Source organism: Bifidobacterium sp. UTBIF-78, assembly GCF_006408945.1.
GTDB classification, from domain to species: domain Bacteria; phylum Actinomycetota; class Actinomycetes; order Actinomycetales; family Bifidobacteriaceae; genus Bifidobacterium; species Bifidobacterium myosotis.
Map to the genome: position 1 here is coordinate 1 of NZ_JFAO01000046.1, position 19,773 is coordinate 19,773.

16 protein-coding genes and 1 riboswitch are annotated in these 19,773 nt (G+C 64.6%); of the genes, 5 read left to right on the forward strand and 11 right to left on the reverse strand.

Translation table 11 applies throughout. The annotated features are described in order from the left end of the window. Nucleotides 1–387 precede the first annotated feature (387 nt). From BG22_RS09235 to BG22_RS09280, 10 genes are all read right to left on the reverse strand, one after another. A complete protein-coding gene (locus BG22_RS09235; RefSeq protein ID WP_094667796.1) occupies nt 388–759 on the reverse strand; it encodes a thiamine-binding protein in 372 nt (123 codons plus the stop codon). A gap of 149 nt (nt 760–908) precedes the next feature. Then, on the reverse strand, nt 909–1,706 hold the full coding sequence (gene thiD / locus BG22_RS09240) for a bifunctional hydroxymethylpyrimidine kinase/phosphomethylpyrimidine kinase (RefSeq protein WP_094667797.1): 798 nt from the start codon (nt 1,704–1,706) through the stop codon (nt 909–911). Between the two features lie 102 nt (nt 1,707–1,808). Beyond that, nucleotides 1,809–2,423 (reverse strand): sugar O-acetyltransferase, encoded by a 615-nt coding sequence (locus BG22_RS09245; protein ID WP_094667798.1) that lies wholly within the window; start codon nt 2,421–2,423, stop codon nt 1,809–1,811. 696 nt (nt 2,424–3,119) lie between these two features. Further along, on the reverse strand, nt 3,120–3,476 hold the full coding sequence (locus tag BG22_RS09250) for a type II toxin-antitoxin system YafQ family toxin (RefSeq protein WP_140495022.1): 357 nt from the start codon (nt 3,474–3,476) through the stop codon (nt 3,120–3,122). Continuing rightward, complete coding sequence (locus BG22_RS09255) at nt 3,466–3,759, reverse strand: hypothetical protein (protein WP_094667800.1); 294 nt, start codon at nt 3,757–3,759, stop codon at nt 3,466–3,468. The genes BG22_RS09250 and BG22_RS09255 overlap by 11 nt, the downstream gene beginning before the upstream one ends. A gap of 213 nt (nt 3,760–3,972) precedes the next feature. Next, nucleotides 3,973–6,723 (reverse strand): phosphomethylpyrimidine synthase ThiC, encoded by a 2,751-nt coding sequence (gene thiC, locus BG22_RS09260; protein WP_140495024.1) that lies wholly within the window; start codon nt 6,721–6,723, stop codon nt 3,973–3,975. Between the two features lie 213 nt (nt 6,724–6,936). Then, a complete protein-coding gene (locus BG22_RS09265; RefSeq protein ID WP_140495026.1) occupies nt 6,937–7,959 on the reverse strand; it encodes a hydroxyethylthiazole kinase in 1,023 nt (340 codons plus the stop codon). Then, a riboswitch (TPP riboswitch) is annotated at nt 7,951–8,056 on the reverse strand. Its footprint overlaps the gene before it by 9 nt. 7 nt (nt 8,057–8,063) lie before the next feature. Then, entirely contained in the window at nt 8,064–9,572 is a 1,509-nt protein-coding gene (locus BG22_RS09270) for a HAMP domain-containing sensor histidine kinase (protein ID WP_140495028.1), read from the reverse strand. After that, the gene (locus tag BG22_RS09275) at nt 9,569–10,270 is read right to left on the reverse strand and encodes a response regulator transcription factor (protein ID WP_094667804.1); all 702 of its coding nucleotides are present in this window, start codon (nt 10,268–10,270) and stop codon (nt 9,569–9,571) included. Before BG22_RS09275 ends, BG22_RS09270 begins: the two co-directional genes overlap by 4 nt. 78 nt (nt 10,271–10,348) lie before the next feature. Next, the gene (locus tag BG22_RS09280) at nt 10,349–11,119 is read right to left on the reverse strand and encodes a hypothetical protein (RefSeq protein ID WP_094667805.1); all 771 of its coding nucleotides are present in this window, start codon (nt 11,117–11,119) and stop codon (nt 10,349–10,351) included. Between the two features lie 381 nt (nt 11,120–11,500). Between BG22_RS09280 and BG22_RS09285 the strand changes: the two genes are divergently transcribed. The 4 genes from BG22_RS09285 to BG22_RS09300 all read left to right on the forward strand — a co-directional run bounded on the left by BG22_RS09285 (nt 11,501) and on the right by BG22_RS09300 (nt 16,320). Further along, a complete protein-coding gene (locus BG22_RS09285; protein WP_094667806.1) occupies nt 11,501–12,682 on the forward strand; it encodes a hypothetical protein in 1,182 nt (393 codons plus the stop codon). Continuing rightward, complete coding sequence (locus BG22_RS09290) at nt 12,673–13,485, forward strand: ABC transporter ATP-binding protein (protein ID WP_375137719.1); 813 nt, start codon at nt 12,673–12,675, stop codon at nt 13,483–13,485. The genes BG22_RS09285 and BG22_RS09290 overlap by 10 nt, the downstream gene beginning before the upstream one ends. Further along, nucleotides 13,482–14,699 (forward strand): hypothetical protein, encoded by a 1,218-nt coding sequence (locus tag BG22_RS09295; RefSeq protein WP_140495030.1) that lies wholly within the window; start codon nt 13,482–13,484, stop codon nt 14,697–14,699. Before BG22_RS09290 ends, BG22_RS09295 begins: the two co-directional genes overlap by 4 nt. A gap of 136 nt (nt 14,700–14,835) precedes the next feature. Beyond that, a complete protein-coding gene (locus BG22_RS09300; protein WP_140495032.1) occupies nt 14,836–16,320 on the forward strand; it encodes a C1 family peptidase in 1,485 nt (494 codons plus the stop codon). Between the two features lie 11 nt (nt 16,321–16,331). Here BG22_RS09300 and BG22_RS09305 read toward each other — a convergent pair whose 3' ends face one another. After that, nucleotides 16,332–17,720 carry a polysaccharide deacetylase family protein gene (locus BG22_RS09305; protein ID WP_140495034.1) on the reverse strand — a complete coding sequence of 463 codons (1,389 nt, stop codon included), beginning with the start codon at nt 17,718–17,720 and terminating at the stop codon, nt 16,332–16,334. Nucleotides 17,721–18,067: 347 nt separating this feature from the next. Between BG22_RS09305 and BG22_RS09310 the strand changes: the two genes are divergently transcribed. Then, nucleotides 18,068–19,543, forward strand: a complete 1,476-nt coding sequence (locus BG22_RS09310; RefSeq protein WP_094667810.1) for a glycine--tRNA ligase — start codon at nt 18,068–18,070, stop codon at nt 19,541–19,543. The last annotated feature ends 230 nt before the right edge of the window (nt 19,544–19,773 follow it).

The following is a 19,773-nucleotide window of genomic DNA, read 5'->3' on the forward strand; positions in this document are numbered from 1 at the left end:
GATAATATCCTCTACTTTGGCCTGATCCACGGCGCCGCGCCCCTGCGCGGTATCCATTGCCGTGGCATTGCCGGAAATCTGCTGTTCGGCAGCAGTCATAATGAGCGCCTCTTCTACATCCTGCCCGTTGGCGACCGCTCAATGTTCCGTTGCCGACGGGCGAACTCTTGACCCGTGCCGTGCCTGTTCGTCCTCCCATTGTGTGGGATGGGCGACGGCCGGTGACGGCGTCTTGAATCCACCGATTATGGGCAATCGTTGTGAGATTGCCCACTTGCGATAGGCAGTACTATAGGTGCGTATCGCCGAAGCACCTACTCGAGGTCACAATGTGAACGCGCGCAGGGTCGGATGATGACCGAACGACGAGCCGATGGCCGCCGGCCACTAGGAACGCTTGGCGAGAATCTCGTCCACAAGCTTCGGTTTTTCGGTGAGCTGTCCGGAGAAGCCGGGGCGAATGTCCATGTGCAGCACGAGCGAGGTGCGGTAGCCCTGTTCGGCGAGCTTCTTGGCGGCCTCGCCGGCCACTTTGAGCACGTCGTCCAGATCGCCTTCGACGTTGGTGAACAGGGCGTTGGTCTCCTGCGGCAGTCCGGATTCTCGGATCACCTCGATGGCCTGCGCCACGTACGGCGAGACCTCGGAGCCGACGCCGGCGGCCGAGACCTGGATTGCGGCCACGGTGTTGAGATACGGCTTGCCGGTGGCCGGGTCGATGGGCACTTCCTGCTTCACGGCGTTGCGGTCAAGAACCATTGTCGGTATTCCTTTCGGTTGTGGGTTCGGCCGGGTCCAGTCGGGTCCGGTCGCGGGCTCATTGGCGGACGTGATTGCGGCTGTATTGACGTTCAAACGAATTGGCTCCCCGGAACGCAGGGGAGCCAACGCGGTTTCCTCTCAGTACCTCAGCGGTACTTCCAGAAGTGGTCCATCGGGCCGGAGCCGTGGCCCAGGTCCAGCTGCGCCTTGAGCGCGCCGGTCAGGTACTTCTTGGCATGCTTGATGGCCTTTGGCAACGGGTCGCCCAGCGCCAGATAGGAGGCGATGGCCGAGCTCAGCGTGCAGCCGGTGCCATGGGTGTTCGGGTTGTCGACGCGCGTCTCATCGAACCAGGTGGCGGTGCCGTCGGTCTCCACGAGCACGTCGTTGGCATCCTCGGTGCCATGCCCGCCCTTGACGAGCGCGGCGCAGCCGAACCTGTCCGCGATACGGCGAGCGGCGGCCTCCATGTCCTCCTGATCGTGGATGAGCGTGTCGGTGAGCGCTTCGGCCTCGGGGATGTTCGGGGTCACGACGGTGGCCATCGGGAACAGCTTGCCGGTCAGGGCGGCGATGGCGTCGTCGCTGATGAGCTTCGCGCCGGAGGTGGCGACCATCACCGGGTCAAGCACGATGTTGGTCGCGTGGTGCGCGGTCAGACGGTCGGCAATCACGTCGATGATGTCGGTGGCGGAGACCATACCAATCTTCACGGCCACCGGGGGGATATCCTCGAAGACCATGTCAATCTGGTCGGCCAGAATCTCGGGCTTGGTGTCCTGAATGGAACGCACACCGGTGGTGTTCTGCGCGGTGAGCGCGGTGATGGCGCTCATGCCGAACACGCCGCAGGCCAGCATGGTCTTGAGGTCGGCCTGCATGCCGGCGCCGCCGGACGAGTCCGATCCCGAAATCGCAAGTACTGCCGGCAAAGTGGTGCTCATATCGTCTCCTTGATAGGGTCTTCGGTTATCTCACGAGCGTAGTGAGGCGGCTGTACGTTCGCGCCGCCACCGTAAGGCCTCGCCCGCTCGGGTGGCGGGCCGTCAGAGGCCTTCAGGGAGGCGGCGGCCTCGCCAGTAAAACTCGTTGTCATGCTCGTTGATCGGGCGGGCCACACGGCAGGGGGAGCCGAAGGCGACCGAATCGGCGGGGATGTCGCGGGTCACCAGACTGCAGGCGCCGATGACCGAGTTGTCACCGATGGTGACGCCCGGCAGCACGGTCACGTTCGCGCCGATCCACACATTGCGTCCGATATGGATGGGTTCGGAGAACTGGGCGACCCGTTCGCGCAAATCGGGCCTAACCGGGTGACCGGTGGTGACGAGCGTGACGTTCGGGCCGATCATCGTATGGTCGCCGATGAAGATCTCGCCGTCGTCCACCAGCGTGAGGTTGAAGTTCGCGTAGGTGTGGCTGCCCCAATGGGTGCTCAGCCCCCAGTTGGCGCTGAAGGGCGGTTCGATCCACACGTCCTCGCCCATTTCGGCGAAGAACGACCGCAACAGTCGCTCGCGCTGCGGGTCGCTCGCCTTGAGGGCGTTGATATCGTGTAGCATGTCCCGCTGCTCCTGCTGGGCGGTGGACATGAGCTTCTCGTCCCAGAAGTAAATTCCGGGCGAATGCATGATGTCGAGTGCCTCTTGCGATATGGCCATGTGCTCTCCTTTGCGCGTGGATCTCGTCATTCTTGTCGGTCTGCAATCGGTGTTCTTGCCGATTCGAGACGAAGTCCGTCCTGGTGTTGGTCTCTCAGGATAGTCCTTCAGCTGGATTGGGGCCGATAGGGATAGCCGCCGGCACGAGAGAAGCAGGACATGCTTTATTTGCCCACCCCTGGTGATTATTGGTGGAATGGACGAGACGGTTCGTGTTGGGGAATGCTACCGCGCCTGGAGCAACTTAACCAGATTGGTCTATCGGGATATGTCTTGACGCCATGCATCTTTGCTTGCGGTACGATTCGTCGAATTGACCGTTTTCGGGCTGTTGTACCGCAATCGCGTGCCACAATAGCTGAAGCAATCGTTTTCATTCTGTATCGTACCGCACTGCCGAATTCGAAAACCGCGGAAACAAGCCATTCTCGTCGAACCGTCTGAATCGCCCAATAACGCCGTCGCGGTACGAAACGCAAAAAACGCCTGATTTGTTATTTCGTACCGAGCGAGCTGTGTGCAATACGTGCATTACGCTCCTTGATGTCCTGCGTTGGAAGTTCGGTGGTCTTGTTTTCGTCTTCCCTTATCAGAGGAGCTGGCCCGGTGGGTCTGAGGGGTGGTTGGTTCGTTACGACGCGGCATATGGTCATAGCTGTCTGTATTGTCCCCATGTGCCGTTCGATGATGCTGTCCTCAGGTTTCGAGCGGTTTCCTGTCCGCGTCTTTGTATCCGTGTATGAGTGTTTTCGGGGTTTTTGCCGAATACAGGTCGTCATGTGATCCGGTTCGGGTCAGGACAAGGACCAGCCTGTCTCCGTCGATGAAGTAGACCAATAGCCAGTCGGCGTCGATGTGCAGTTCACGGAAGCCGGCCCATTGCCCGGTCAAGGCATGGTCCCGGTATCTCGTGCGCAGCAAATCGACGTCGCCGTCAATGATCGCCTGAATGGCTGGTTTCATGCGCTTGAGGTCGACGTGCTTCTTTTTGAGGGCTTTGGCGTCCTGGTCGAAGGCCCTGATTGTCGTGATGGTCAGCGGTTCAGAGCGCATCGAAGTAGTCGTCCATATCGTCGACCGACTTGAAGGAGTGCGTGTACTCGCCGTTGGTCGCCTGGCGACGGGCCTCCGCGGCGCGCAGCTGCTTGACTTCTTCCTCCAGTTCGCGGAAATGACGGTAGTCGTGCTCGTTGATGATGAAGTACACGGGTTCGTTGTTGCGCAGCACGGTGACGGGAGTGTTGTCGGCGACCTTCGCGAATTCCGCGCTGGCGGTTCCTCTGCCGAACCGGCTGATGGGGACGAGGGTGTCCACGGGGACGGTTAATGGTGCCATGTCAAACCTCCATGCAAGATAACATGTATATTCACATGCTATCACGATATGGGGTTATGCTATCGCCAGAAATCGCCCGGGCGCAGAACATCCGTGCTATTGGGACTTCATATGTATTTTCTGCGCGAAAACGCAAGCCATATGTACCGGACTATTCCGGAACATATGGCTTGCGTTTTCTTAGAAGTCAAAAATGACGGAATTAGGCCGTTTTCACGCCTTCTGGTAGAGCTTCGAGCCGCCTTCCTGGAACTTGCGGCTCATCTCGGCCATGCCGGCTTGGATGTCCTCGGCGCTCGCGGTTCCCGGGGTGGCCGATGCGGCCGGCGTGGTCAGCGCGCCACGGGCCTCCTGGGCGGACGGGATCTTGCCGGCGAGGGTGTCCTGCACCAGCTGCTCCTGCGCCGCCGCGCCGCCGAACTGCTTGCGGATGTTCTGCGAGATGGCCATCGAGCAGAACTTCGGGCCGCACATCGAGCAGAAGTGCGCCATCTTGGCGGGCTCGGCCGGCAGCGTGTCGTCGTGGAAGGCGATGGCCGTGTCCGGGTCGTAGGAGAGGTTGAACTGGTCAAGCCAGCGGAACTCGAAACGGGCCTTGGAGATGGCGAGATCGCGATCCTGCGCGTGCGGGTGGTGCTTGGCGATGTCGGCTGCGTGGCAGGCGATCTTGTAGGCGATCACGCCCTGCTTCACGTCGTCCTTGTTCGGCAGTCCGAGGTGCTCCTTCGGGGTCACGTAGCACAGCATGGCGGTGCCGTAGCGAGCGATCTCCACGCCGCCGATGGCGGAGGTGATGTGGTCGTAGCCCGGCGCGGTATCGGTGGTGAGCGGTCCCAGGGTGTAGAACGGCGCGTCCTTGCAAATCGCCTTCTCCATCTCGATGTTCATGCGCACGGTGTCGAACGGGATGTGGCCCGGGCCCTCGATCATCACCTGCACGTCCTTGGCCCACGCGCGCTGGGTGAGCTCGCCCAGCGTCATGAGCTCGGCGAGCTGCGCCGCGTCGTTCGCATCCGCGAGGCAGCCCGGGCGCAAACCGTCGCCGAGCGAGAAGGCGACGTCGTACTTGGCGAAGATGTCGCACAGTTCGTCGAAGTGGGTGTACAGGAAGCTCTCCTGATGATGCTGCAGGCACCATTCGGCCATGATCGAGCCGCCGCGCGAGACGATGCCGGTCACGCGGTTGGCGGTCAGCGGCACGAAACGCAGCAGTACGCCGGCGTGGATGGTCATGTAGTCCACGCCCTGCTCGCACTGCTCGATGACGGTGTCGCGGAACAGCTCCCAGCTGAGCTTGGAGGCGTCGTCCTCGACCTTCTCGAGCGCCTGGTACATCGGCACGGTGCCGATCGGCACGGGGGAGTTGCGAAGGATCCACTCACGGGTGGTGTGGATGTCGTTGCCGGTGGAGAGGTCCATCACGGTGTCGGCGCCCCACTTGGTTGCCCAAGTGAGCTTCTCCACCTCCTCGTCGATGAACGAGGTGACGGCCGAGTTGCCCATGTTGGCGTTGAGCTTGGTGAGGAAGGCGGACCCGATGATCATCGGCTCGGCCTCCGGGTGGTTGATGTTGCACGGCATGACCGCGCGACCGGCCGCCAGCTCGGAACGCACGAGCTCCACATCGCAGTTCTCGCGCTCGGCCACGTACTTCATCTCAGGGGTGACGATGCCATGGCTGGCGTACCACATCTGGGTCACCGGGTGATCCTTGGCACGCATCGGCTGGTGCGTGCGGCCACGCCATTCCTTCGTCGCACGGCCGCGCTTGATGGCGCGCTTGCCGTCGTCCTCGAGGTTGCGGCGGCGGCCCTCGTACTCCTCGACGTCGCCGCGATCCTTGATCCAGTCGAGGCGCAGGGGCTTCAGGCCCTCCTTCGGATCGCACTTGGGGCCTTCGGTGTTGTAGTCGATGAACGGCGGGTTCGGGCCCACGCCGGGGGTGTCGGACAGCTTGATCTCGGTGTACGGCACCTCAAGATCGTAAGCGCCGAACTGGTTTTCGAAGTGCACCGGCTTGGTCTTGCGGATGTGCGCCTTGTCGCGCTGCTTGGAGCCGCGGGCGGCAATGTCCACGCGCTGCTGCTTGGCGAGCTTCTGCGCGGCCTTGGCCTCCTTGGCGTTGGTGAACTTCTTCTCGGTGGCCTCGGCGCCGGCCGGGGCGGTGCCCTCCTGCGCGGCCTGCGTGTCGGCGGCCGGGGTGTGGGTCACGATGCGCTTGGCGTAGCCGTGCTTCCTCTCGCCGCGCACGGCCTTCCATCCCTCGACCATCGCGCGCGTGGCGGCCTCCGGGTCGTCCGCGCCGGCGATGGCGGAGACGGCGAACCAGCCGGCGGCCTTGGTGCCCGCCAGCATGGTCATGTCGGCCGCGGTCACGCCGCCGCCCACGACCACCGGGAAGTCGCAGGCCGCGCAGATGGTGTTGATCTGCTTGTCGTCCAGCGTCTTGCCGGAACCGTCGTTGCCGCCGACCGAAGCCTCGGGCTTGGTCTTGGAGACGTGCAGCGGGCCGGCGCCGATGTAGTCGATGCAGCCGTCGGGCAGCTCGTTGATGAGCTTGACGAGGCTTTCGGTCTCGGCGGAAAGACCCACAATCGCCTCGTCGCCGAGCAGGGCGCGGGCCTCGCGCGGCTCCATGTCGGTCTGGCCGATATGCACGCCGTCCACCTTGATGCCCTTGCGACGGGCCTGCCAGACCACATCCGCGCGGTCGTCGATCACGAAGGCCACGGAGTCGGACTTGTTGTTGTCCTCGATGATCTGCGCGATGTCTTGGGCCATGGAGGTCAGTTCGGAGGCGTCCGCCTTCTTGGCGCGCAACTGGATGAAGGTTGCGCCGCCGCGCAGGGCCTGATCAACCACATCGGTGAGCGGGCGGCCCTTGCAGTCCTCGGGGCCGACCACGAAGTACGCGGACAGGTCGAACGAGTCGCGCATGGAGGCGTATGGGTATTCGTTGTTCATTGGTGTTCCTTGGTGTTGGGTTATTAAGGAAGTCTTGTTGTGTATCAGTGGGCGGGGGAAGTGAGGATTTCTCGGTCTTGACGCCCTCTGCTGAGGGGCTGGCCGGCGGATCATGGGCAAGTCGGGTACCGGTGGGCTTGGCTCCCTCTGATGAGGGAGCTGACTCGCGTAGCGAGGCCGGAGAAGAGACCGCCCCTCTCAACTCGCTACGGTCTACTGCACCGCAATCGCCGATTCCGCCACCTGTTCGGGCGTGAGATTCCACAGCGCATCCAGTAGATGCACTTGGAACGAGCCCGGGCCGTCGGCCTTGGCCTCGGCGATCTCGCCCGCGCGGTTGTACAGCAGGGTTGCCGCAAGGGCTGCGGTCAACGGTTCGGCGACGGCCAGATACGTGGCGGTCACGCCGCCCAACGAGCAGCCGGCGCCGGTGATCTTGGACATCAGCGCGCTGCCGCCCGGCAAGCGGTAGACCTGCTCGCCGTCGGTCACCAGATCCACCGCGCCCGAGACGGCCATGGCCGCCTTGCCGGCAGGGGCTGAGGCGGTGAGGAACCGGGCCAGTCGCTTCGCCGGTTCGACGGCCGCGTCCACCTCATCCACCGACTCGACGCCGGCGGGACGGGTCTCCGGATTGTTGCCGTCGGACTGGTTCAGCCCCCACATATCGGCCAGCGCGATGATTTCGGAGGCGTTGCCGCGCACGATGGTCGGCGGTGTGGCGCGGAAGGCGCGCAGAATCTCGGTGCGCGTCCGGCCGATGCCCGCCGCCACCGGGTCCAGCACCCACGGGTGGCCGGATTTGCGGAAGGCACGCGCGATCTGCGGCAGCGCGTCCGCGTAGAAGGGCAGCAAAGTGCCCACATTGATGTAGTCGGCGCCGGAGATGGAGGCCGTGTCGATCACGTCGTCCGGCAGGAAGCTCATGGCAGCCGTGCCACCGGCCGCAAGCTGTGCGTTGGCCACCAGATTGATGGTCACGAAGTTCGTGAACGACTGAGCCAGCGGCGTCTTGGCCTTCACATCCCGTACGGCCTGCGCGATGCCGTGGCGTAGCGAGGCGAGCTCGTCGTCATCGGCGTGTGCGCCCGCCGTGGCTATATTGCTATTGCTCGCATTGCCGGCATTGCCCGCATTCGCGCAATGGCAATCAGCGCAATGCCCGTGCTCGTCATGGTCGTGTCCATTCGCACCGTGTGCGTCCGTGCAACATGATGCGTGCGAATCATCGCTCATATCACTGCTCCCTACGATGGTCTTAACCAACAGGTTCTAAGGGTCAGGCCGTGGCCATTCTCAACCCGCGTTCCCACGGGTTCCCCTGCATTACGTTGCCGACGTTATGCCCCAACATGGACATGGTTGTTACAAAATCGCACAGAAACGGCGAATCGGCCTGCTTCGGGTCTGGCGAGTCGCAGCTCGGCATGGTATAAATCCGCGATCTCTTTGACGATGGACAGGCCCAATCCATTGCCGGGCCGGTTCTCCAACCGTGAGGCCGCGCCTCGGTGGAAGGGAACGAGCAAGTCGTCCAGATCGCTGGAATCGGAAGGCCGGCCGGCATCGGAGGAGCCACCGGATTCGTCGGGGTTGCCGGATTCGCCGGAATCGTGCGCGGCATTGTTGCCGGCCGACCCATCGTTGACGGTCGCATCGCCGGCGGCCCCGCCATCGGCACCCGTCTCCGTGCTGTTCTCCACCAACAGCTCCGCGCAGCCGTCCACCGCGCAGCCATCCATCGTACCGTCGTCTACCGTGCTGCCACTCACCGTGCTACCGTCCGCGGTATCGCCACTCACCGTACTGTCGTCCACTACGCCGCCTGCCGCACGCACAGTGACGGCGATGTCCCCGCACTCCACGTTATGCACCACCGCATTGCGCACGAGATTGCCGACCAGCAGCGCGAGCATCGTCTCGTCCGCCCGCACCCGCACCGACCGGTCGATGTCGGTGCGCACGTTCAATCCGCGCGCCTCGATCGCATCCCACGAGACATCCAGCGCGTGTTCCGCCGCATCCCCGAGCGATGTCTCCGGCGGCTCCGCGTCGCCGTGATGCAACGCCATGTTCTGCACGCGCGACAGCGCCAACAGCCCCTCCACCAGATCGGCGGCGTTCCGATCGGCGTCGAGCGCGCGCCGCACTGCGGGCTCCACATCATCGGGGAAGCGGCCCTGGCTCAGCGGCGCGTCCAGACTGGTCTCGATCACCGCGATCGGCGTGCGCAGCTCGTGCGACGCGTTCGCGATGAACTGCCGTTGCGTGGCCGCCGCGCGCTCGATACGCTCCAGCATGGTGTTCACGTCCCCGGCCAGATCGGTCACCTCGTCGGACCCCGCCAGCGTCACGCGCCCACCCGGTTCGGCAGGGTCAAGCCGCTGCATCTGAGCGCCCAGCGACGAGATGCGCCCGGCCAGCCGCCGCGAGATGAGCCACGCCATGATCATGGCCAGCACGGCGAACGCGGCGAACAGCGCCAGCGAGAACCACATGGCGCTCTGCATCAGGGGCTTGCGCATGTCCGCATCGCTGATCTCCATGATCGAGCCGGGCGTCATCGGCCCGCAGCCCACCGCGTAATTGGTGTAATAACAGCCGGTGGTTGACACATAGAGCTCGCCGTTCTCGGGCGAGGGCAGCGTGGAGCCCTTGGCCACCTGATACAACCGGTAGGACGACCGGTCGTAGATGCGGCTGAAGAACATGGCCTGCAACGCCAGCGCGATTGCCAGAAACACCGCCACCAACAGACCGATGGCCAGCGCGATCTTGCCCCGGAATGTGCGGGGAGCCAACCGTACGCGAAGGCGTCGTCGCGTACGACGTTCGTGGTGCTCGCTCATGGCAGCCGGTACCCCTTCCCGCGGGCCGATTCGATGGCCCCGCGTCCGCCGGCGCGTTCGATCTTCTGCCGCAGCGTGTAGATGACGGTTTTCGCCGCGCCCGTGCTGGCCGAACCATCCGGCCAGACCTCGGCGATGAGCTCGTCGAGACCGACCCATCCGCTGTCCGCCTCGTCCAGACGCCGCAGCACCGCGAATTCCTTGGCCGTCAGGTCCAGCGGGGTCTCATGCCAGTACGCGAGCCGACGTTCGCAATCGATCATGAGCGGGGAGGGTCCGGTTCCGGGTGCCGAGCCGGGCCCGCCGCTGCCAAGCGACCCGCGATGGCGCGAATCGTGCCGCAGCAACGCGCGGATGCGGGCCGACAGCTCCCGGAAAGCGAACGGCTTGGCCAGATAGTCGTCCGCGCCGAGGTCCAGCCCCTCCACGCGGTCCTCGAGGCTGCCGGAGGCGGTGACCATGAGCACGCTCACGTCGATGCCCATCGAACGGATCGTCGTCATCACCGTGTCGCCGGACATGACGGGCAGATCGCGGTCGAGCAGCACGATGTCGATGTCCTCCCGGTGCGCGGCGAGCAACTCCAGCGCCTCGACGCCGGTCCCGGCCGTCCAAGTGCGGTACCCCTCATGCCGCAGCGCGTCGTCGAGCGAGGCGGCCATGCCTGTGTTGTCCTCGACGATCAGTATCCCCGCCATCTTCCGCCGCCTCACGATCCGGTCATTCCCCGTGTCGGTTTCCCGCACTGATTGCCCCGATTGCCGATATGCCGGCCTCTACCAGATGTACTCCACGGGGTCGTCGGTGCTGCTTGACGACCAGCCCTGCGCCGCCTTGCAGCCGCGCACGCGCGAGTCGTCGAAGTCGTAGCCGAGCTTGTCCTTTGCATCCGTGAAGCCTTCCGTTTGGAGCAGGGTATACCCGTCATTGAAGTCCTTGACCGTATAGCTTGCGGGCACCACGCCCTCGCGTTTCATGCAGTCGACGACCGCCTCCTCCACATTCGCATAGAGATTCGGGTTGCCCTGCTGCTGCCCGTACAGCCGCTGCACATGATCGAATCGCAGATAGCAGTCGGCGTAGGCGTCCTGCCATGCCTCCTCCTGCGCGTCGGTGCCCGGCATGTGGCTCATGATGTCCATCATGCCGTTCGGGAACCGTTCGAGCTTCGGCTCCTTGAATCCGCGGTCGACCATGCAGGTCTTGTAGTCCGACCAGACCTTCTCATACGCGGCGGTGGAGACCCGCCCCTCCTTCTTGGCCTGCTCGAGGATGGGACGCTCGTAGTCGTCCACGTACGGATCGCTGAGCACCTCGTCGATGTATGCGGGCAGCGAGCTCGCCAGACGGCCGTTCTCGTCCGCCTCATACAACGTGGACGCCGGGCCCTCCTGCGCGGACGCATCGCCGGTTCCGGCGGTGTTCGACGTCTCGGCCTTCCCGTCGCCGGGCGTTCCCGGGAGCGTGCACCCCGTCAGCCCCACGGCCAACGCCAGCGTCAGCATCACGGCCGCTGCGATGCGCGGCCTTCCGTTCAACCATGCCATCGAAACCCCCTTGTTTACCGTACGCATCGTTCGTGTACCTCGTGCGCGACGCCCACCACCGCAAGGTATCCTCGTTGAAAGCCCGTGCCTTCGTCGAGAACCATGCGCATCCGTCGCGCATCCGTCGGGATCGGACCCATCGGTGTGCATTCGTGGAACTGCGTCCAGAACCGGGTCCAGATCCGAGTCCGTACATCCATGGACTCGGATTCATGGACTTGCGGGCGATTCGCACCCCGTCAATCCAATCCGTACGTCCCATTCTAGGAAGCGCATGCCTGACCTTCGCCTGACTTTGCGCGCAGACCGGTGGGACCATGGCAGTACCCGAAACGGCAGTGGAGACGTGCGGGACGGTGAACCGGAAGGGGGGACCTTGTCATGGCGAGACAATCAAGTCGAAACGGCGGTGGTGGCAGCGGATTTGGCGTTGGCGACAGGCGGCGCGGGCGCGTCTCTGTCACTTGGCTGCTGCTGGCGATCATCCTGACCGCGGCGATCAGCGTGGGAGCCTGCGCGTTCCTGCTGCCCGACCGGCATCCGGCGGTGCTGGCCCGCGCCGGCGAGATCACCAGCGCACCCGTCACCACCCAGCAGTACGACGCGAAACGGCAGATCACCGTGGTCCCCACGGTATCCGCGCCGCGCAAGGTGCTCATCAACACCTCCGGCACGGTGACCGCCGATCACTCCGCCGGAGGACTGCATTCCGGCACCGCCGCGCTCGAGGTCGACGGCCGGCCCATCGTGACGCTCGCCACCGAAAGCCCGCTCTACCGCGATCTCGCGCCTGGTGACACGGGCGAGGACGTGCGCGCGCTCAACGCCGAACTGACGCGGCTTAGCTACAACGCCAATCCCGAATCCGACCAGTACTCCAGCCTCACCTACTGGGCGGTCGTCGCCCTGTTCGGCAACCTCGGCGTCCGTTCGGACGGCGCGTTGCCGCTTGCGGACGTGATCTGGCTGCCGCAGGACGGCGCAACGGCCTCCTCATGGCAGGCGGCGACCGGCACGATGGTGGCCGCAGCATCGCCGATCGCCGAAATCCCCGGTGCCATCACCTCGCTTACCGTGAAGAACGGCACACCCAACGCCGCCGACCAGACGATCACCGTGTTCGGCGAGCAGGGTGTGCTCAAGGCCGGTGCCACGGTGATCGACGACCCCGAGTTCTGCGCACGCGTCACGGCCTCGCGGGAGTTCCAGTGGGCGCAGCAGGGCGCCGACCTCACCCAGGGCGTGGACGCCACGGTGGCGCTCGCCACGCCCGTGGACGTGCTGCGCGTGCCGGCGGCCGCCGTGTTCGGCGTCAAGGGGGACCGCGGATGCATCGCATCCGATGGCAGGACGATGCCGGTGACCATCATCGGCGCGGACCTCGGCGTGAGCCTCATACGGCTGGGAGATGAGAGGACTGCGGCGGGCCGGCAGACGGGGGATGCCGCCGATGGGCAGACGGCCGGAGACGAATCCGCGGGTGGCGCGACGGCGCAGGCACAATCCGAAACGCCGTCCCGCGTCTCCCTCGGCAGTGCGATTGCAGGTGCGACATGTTCCTGATTCGTGGGGGACGGCGTGGAAAAGCGGCGACCGCGAAGTCGGCATCCACGGCCGAGATTTCCCCCGCCGCCTCGCCGATGCGGGTGGTGGGGGAGGGTCTCGCGCACCGGTTCCCCGGCACCGACGTGCTGTTCGAACACCTATCGTTCACGCTCGAGGCGGGGCGGACCGTGGCCATCTGCGGACCATCCGGCTGCGGCAAATCCACACTGCTGTCGATACTCGCGGGTTGGGAGAGGCCTTGGGCCGGCACCGTGGACCGCGGCGGCGTACGACGGGTGGGTTGGGTGTTCCAGAACCCGTACGGCGTGGCCGAACGCACCGCACTCGACCATGTGGTCTTCCCGCTGCTCGCACAGGGGATGCGTCGCGCTGATGCGGAGCCGCAGGCTTTGGAGGCGATGGGGCTGTTCGAGCTCGAATACGCCGCCGACCGTCCGTTCGCGGCCCTCTCCGGCGGCGAGGCGCAGCGGCTCATGCTCGCCAGAGCCGTCTGCGCGAAGCCCGACATGCTGCTCGTGGACGAGCCGACCGCGCAGTTGGATACGCGCACCGCGCACAGCGTCAGTCATGTGCTCGGCAACCTTGCCGGCCACGGCATGATCGTGGTCGTCGCCACCCATGACCGCGACACGCGCGATGCCTGTCAACAGGTCATCGACCTCGCTGACTACGCGCCGGCCGATCCGGCGCCGGACGGTTCCGCGCTGGCTGATTCCGCGCAGGGCGGTTCCTTGCTGGGCGATTATGCGCCGGCCGAACATCCGACTGCCGATTCCACGCCGAAAGGAGAGCGGCCATGAGATTGTCATCCATCGTCTCCGAGGCGATCCGCAACATCGCCTCCGGCGCCTCACGCACCATCATCTGGTTCCTCGCGTTGGCCGTGTCCGGCACACTGTTCGGCGGTTTCGAGGCGCTGACCATCATCGGGCAGGAGAACACCGCAGCGGCCCGCATCGAGGCCGCCGCCGACGTGACCACCATCGTCAGCCCCGTCTCCGCCATCGACGGAGCCGCCTGTGACCGTCTCATCGAGGCACAAGGAGGACCCAGCGCATCCGGCGCCATGCGCGAGGGCGAGCAGATCACACCTCGTTCTACCCCTGGACGCAGCATCGGCTCCTATGAGGTCACCGCCGGCATGATTCGACTGCTCGCGTTGTCATCGGTGATTTCGTCATCGGCGTCATCGGTGTCATCGACATCATCGACGACCGCCGCCGGCCATGGCTCACCGTCCGATGCTTCTCCCTCTTCCGACTCCTCATCTTCCGATCCTGCTTCCTCCTCCGCGAATCAGCCGGCCGCCGACGCGAGCGGCGTATGGGTCTCCACCGCGCTCGCCCACGATTTCGGCTGGGCCAGGGGGAGCCTGATGGAGACCGACCATGGTGACATCCCCGTCGCCGGCGTCTTCGACTGGCCCAACGACGGGCGCGACACCCGCTTCGTGTACGCGCTCATCGTGCCGGCATCCGCCAGCGCCAAACCATTCGCCGAATGCTGGGCGAAGCAATGGCCGCAGACCGACGCACTCGACCTGCTGCTCAACGAGACCGCCATGTCCGGCGTAGCCGATGCCAATACCCTGCCCGGCGTCACCCAACTCAACAAAAGCCACGACCGACGCTACAGCGCCGCCAGCCTCTACGAGACGCGCATGACCCGCGTGCTGCCCGTCGCGGCGCTCGCCGTCGGCGTAGTCATCGGCATCGCCGCCGTGCGCCGCCGCCGACTCGAATACGCGGGCGCGCTGCACTGCGGGCAGCGCAAAGGGGCCCAGCTGCTCACCGCGTTGTGCGAGATGCTGATCACCTCCGGGGCCTCCATCGCCGTGGCCCTGCCCCTGCTCGCCGCGCTGTGCTGGCGGCTCTCCCCGTCCGACCCCGCCGCGGTGTTCCTCGCGGCGGTGCGCCCGCCCGCGGCCATGCTCGCCGGCGCCCTCGTCGCCACTGCGCTGGCCGTGCTCGCCGTTCGTGAATCCCGCCTCTTCCGCCTGTTCAAGGCCCGGTAGCATACTGCCGAATGCGGCGCGGGTCGGGTCTCAACCCGACTCTGCCGGTCGCTTACTTGTGCATACCGTCGAATCCGGCGCGGGGCGAGTACCATGAAGACGTTTGCATGAGCCGTACGTTTTCGGGAGGAACATCATGACCGACCAGTCCACTGCCGCAGTCGACGTCGCACATCTCAAGGATTATTCGCGCGCGTTCAACGCCGACCGTGTCAACCTCGTGGCCGCCAACGCCGCAGTCTCCGCCGGCGTGCTCGCCGCCGCCACCGACTACCGGGGCCTGAGGAGCCTGCCTCGCGACTTCTCCATCGAGCTCAAGCAGGGATCGATCACCAATCAGGAACGCTCCGGCCGCTGCTGGATGTTCGCCTCGCTCAATACGCTGCGCTACGAGCTCATGCACCGCTGGAACCTCGAGGACTTCGAATTCTCCGAAACCTACCTCTTTTTCTGGGATGCCATCGAGAAGTCGAACACCTATCTCGAGCATGTGTTGGACACGCTGGACGAACCCACCGACTCCCGCATCTTCGAGGTCATCAACGACGGGCCGTCCGACGATGGCGGCTGGTGGCAGATGTTCGCCGCGCTGGTGAACAAGTACGGCCTCGTGCCGAAGTCCGCCTATCCGGAATCCGCGAACTCCCGCGACTCGGACGCCTTCAAGCAGTACCTCAACACCAAGCTGCGCGAATTCGCCGCCGACCTGCGTCGCAGCCACGAGGCGGGCGCGTCGCTGGAGGCCCTGCGCGAAACCAAGCGCGAGGACATGGCCACCGTCTACCGCATCTGCGCGATCGCGCTGGGCGAGCCGCCCGCCACGTTCGACTTCCTGGCCCGGGTCAAGGATGACGACGACAAGGACGACACCAAGAACGACGGCACCAGTGACGTCAACACCGTCAACGATGCCAAGGGCGACGGCAAAGACGATGGCAGCAAGGCGGCCGACGTCAAGACGCAAACCGAATCCGGCAAGGACGAACGCCGGCAGATCCGCGAGACCGGCATCACGCCGCTCGAGTTCTACCGCAAGTACGTGCCGGTGGACGTGAACGATTTCGTCACCATCTCCAACGCGCCGATGAAGCGCACGCCGTTCGGCAAGCGCTACCGCATCCGCTACACGGCGAACGTCATCGAGGCGGGCGACATGGAGTTCGTCAACGTGCCGCTCGACGTGTTCAAGAAGGCGGCCATCGACCAGCTCAGCGCCGGCCATCCTATCTGGTTCGCCTGCGACTGCATGCAGTTTTCCTTGAGGGGCGAGGGCGTCTTCGACCGCGACACCGTGCGTGTGGATCAGCTCTTCGGCACCGAATTCACGTTCGACAAGGCCGACGGCCTCGAATACGGCGATCGTCCGAGCAACCACGCCATGACCTTCACCGGCGTGAACCTCGATGCCGACGGCCGTCCTGACCGTTGGAAGATCGAGAACAGCTGGGGCAAGGACAACGGCAAGGATGGCTACTACGTGGCCTCGGACGCTTGGTTCGACCAGTTCGTCACCGAACTCATCATCCGCAAGGACGTGCTTGACCAGGCCACCCTCGACCTCACCAAGGCAGAGCCCGTCGAACTCGACCCCTGGCAGCCGCTGACCCGTCGTTGCCGCTGAACGTCCTAATCTCACCACTCGGCGGTGAAGTAGGACGAATCGGTCCAAGGCTGATCGGGTGTCAGATACCCGGTGCGTGAGTAGTAGACCCACCCCGGTTTGGGAAGCCCGCCAAGCAGTTGCGGGATGGTGACGAACACGAAACCGCGCGCCTTGAGATCGGTGATGATCGATTCGATGGATTGCGCGGTGCTGTCCTGCGGGTCGTGCAGCAGGATGATCGATCCCGGCTTGGTCCATCGCCCTACATTGGCGCGCACCTGCGGGGCCGTGCGCGCCCAATCCACGCCGATGGTGTCGTAGTTGATGATCGCCGCGTTCATCGCGATGGCCCGCTGGCGCACGGCATCATTCCAACTGCTGTAGGGCGGGCGGATCATCAGGGGGGCGTAGCCCGTCGTCTGCTCAATCTCATCGTTGGTGCGTTGCAGCTGCGCGGTCAGGTCCGTGTCACCGAGAGTGGCCAGATTCGCATGGCTCCATGAATGGTTCCCGATCGGGTAGCCCGCGCGCGTGAGCGAGACGGTGAGCTTGCCCTCGTCCGGCTTCGCGACATGCTCGCCGACGGTGAAGAACGTGGCCGTCGTCTTCGTGCGTCGCAGCACATCGATGACGACGGGCGTGTTCTTGGCGTTCGGCCCGTCGTCGAAGGTCAGCGCCACGCAGGCGACCTTCGAGCAGTCCACGCCGAGCTTCGCGTTATGCGAGACCGCCACGGCATCCATCGCGGCGTTCAGGGCGGCGACCTGCTGCATATATGGTTGCCTATCCATGACGATGCCGTTGCCGTCCAACAGGTTGCGCGCGTTGCCGATGGCCTCGCTCAGGGCGATTCTGGTCGATTCGTCGCTGACCTGCCCCGCGGTGAAATCCACCCACCACTGCGCCTGCGAGATGGCCGTGGCCAGGGTGCGGCGCGGTCCCGCGTTCGTCAGATTCGCGACCTTGTCGCTGGCCTGGGTGAGTTCGCGCGCGTGCGAGCGTACGGTCTGCGCCCGGCCGCGCAGCGTCGTGGTCAGCATGGACAGCTCCGGAATCGAACCGTTCGCAGGGCATTGCCGTGACGGTTCTGCCAGCAGCGTCGCCGCATGCGCGCGGCTGCTTTCGAAATCCGTGAGTGCGGGGTTGCCGGCGAACGCCGCTTTGATGTTCGCCTCGACCGGTGCGACATCGTCCGACAGAAGGGAGGCGTTGCGCAACGTCTTCAGGTTCCGGGAGAGGGCCGATCGAGCCGCATTGCACTGGGCCAGCGCCTGAATGCGTTGATTATGTACTACGCCCAACCGATATCCGGCCGAAACGAAGGCCGTGCAGCAGATCACCGCGACGGCCACGAGCGCGCAAACGAGACGCATCGAGGACCGTTTCATATGCTGTTGCAGATGCCGCGCCGCGCCCATGCCATACCCTTCCCGAACCCCTCAATACCCCTGCTTTGAGGATATGCGACGTGAGCCGTGCGCAATGACGTGTTGAGATGGAATACGCCGATTGTTCATCTGCGGTTGTGGGTCGGCTGCGGCGGTGATGGAGACGTGCGTCCCGCGCCGAATTGGTGTGCGGCGTGATCCGGCGATGCTGCGGCGATACTACGGCGATGCTGCTGCGGCGATGAGTATGACGATTAGATCGGGTCCGCGTCCTGCCGGATAGAGGCGGACATGAGGGCCCGGCCTGTCACCGTATGCCGCTATCCTGAAGCGGTTGTAACCAAAGTCCCCAAACCGTTCAAACCAGAAGGTGCATTGTGGCTCAATCCAAACTCGATGAAGTCGTATCCCTTGCGAAGCGTCGCGGCTTCGTGTTCCCCGCCGGCGAGATCTACGGCGGCACCCGTTCCGCTTGGGATTACGGTCCGCTCGGCGTCGCGCTGAAGGACAATATCAAGCGCGAATGGTGGCGTTCGATGGTCGTCACCCGCCCTGACGTGGTCGGCGTCGACACCTCCATCATCCTGCCTCCCGAGGTGTGGGTGGCCTCCGGTCATGTGAGCGTGTTCAACGATCCGCTCGTCGAGTGCCTCAGCTGCCACAAGCGCAACCGCGCCGACAAGCTCGAGGAGTCCTACGCCGAGAAGCATGGCGACAAGCTGCCGGAGAACGGCCTCAAGGACGTCGTCTGCCCGAACTGCGGCACCCGTGGCCAGTGGACCGAGCCGCGCGACTTCAACATGATGCTGCGCACGCATCTTGGCCCCGTCGAGGACGAGAACTCGCTGCACTACCTGCGTCCGGAGACCGCGCAGGGCATCTTCGTGGACTTCAAGAACGTGATGACCTCCTCGCGCTCCAAGCCGCCGTTCGGCATCGCCAACATGGGCAAGTCCTTCCGCAACGAGATCACGCCCGGCAACTTCATCTTCCGCACCCGTGAGTTCGAGCAGATGGAGATGGAGTTCTTCGTCAAGCCCGGCACCGACGAGGAATGGCACCAGTACTGGATCGACGCCCGCACCCAGTGGTATCTGGACCTCGGTGTCAAGCCCGAGAACCTGCGCCACTACGAGCATCCGAAGGAGAAGCTGGCCCACTACTCCAAGCGCACAGTGGACATCGAATACAAGTTCGGCTTCCAGGGTTCCGACTGGGGTGAGCTCGAAGGCGTGGCGAACCGTACCGACTTCGACCTGACCGCGCACGCCAAGCACTCCGGCGAGGATCTGAGCTACTTCAACCAGGCCACCGGCGAGAAGTACATCCCGTACGTCATTGAGCCCGCCGCCGGCCTGACCCGCTCCCTCATGTGCTTCCTCGTGGACGCCTACGATGTGGACGAGGCCCCGAACACCAAGGGCGGCGTGGACAAGCGCACCGTGCTGCGTCTCGACCCGCGCCTGTCCCCGATCAAGGCCGCCGTGCTGCCGCTCTCCAAGAAGCCCGAGCTGCAGGAGGTGGCCCAGAACCTGGCCGCCGACCTGCGCTTCAACGAGTGGATGATCGACTACGACGAGGCCGGCGCCATCGGCCGTCGTTACCGTCGTCAGGACGAGATCGGCACCCCGCTGTGCATCACCGTGGACTTCGACACCCTCGAGGACCACGCCGTGACCATCCGTGAGCGTGACACCATGGCCCAGGAGCGCGTCTCCCTGGACAAGGTCGCCGACTACGTCTCCGCCCGCATCGGCGAGAAGCGCACCCGCGTACCGCTCAAGCCGGTCGAGATGGGCGGCGAGCCCTGGCCCGACTCCGTCAAGATCAACGAGGCCGGTGGCCTGTACTGATTAACCTGTACCGGTGGACCCGATTGGTCGGTTCCATACCAATGGGTCTGACTGATTGGTCCGTACTGATTGAATAAACGCCATCCGCCGCGCCAGCGTCGTGAGTCCCCTCTGACTAGGACTCCCGCCGCATACGGTGGATGGCAAGGTAATCGGCCCCCTCTGAAGTCGGGTGGGGAAGAGACGCGCGATTCCGCCGTCCCGCCCCCAGTCATCCTGCGGATGACAGC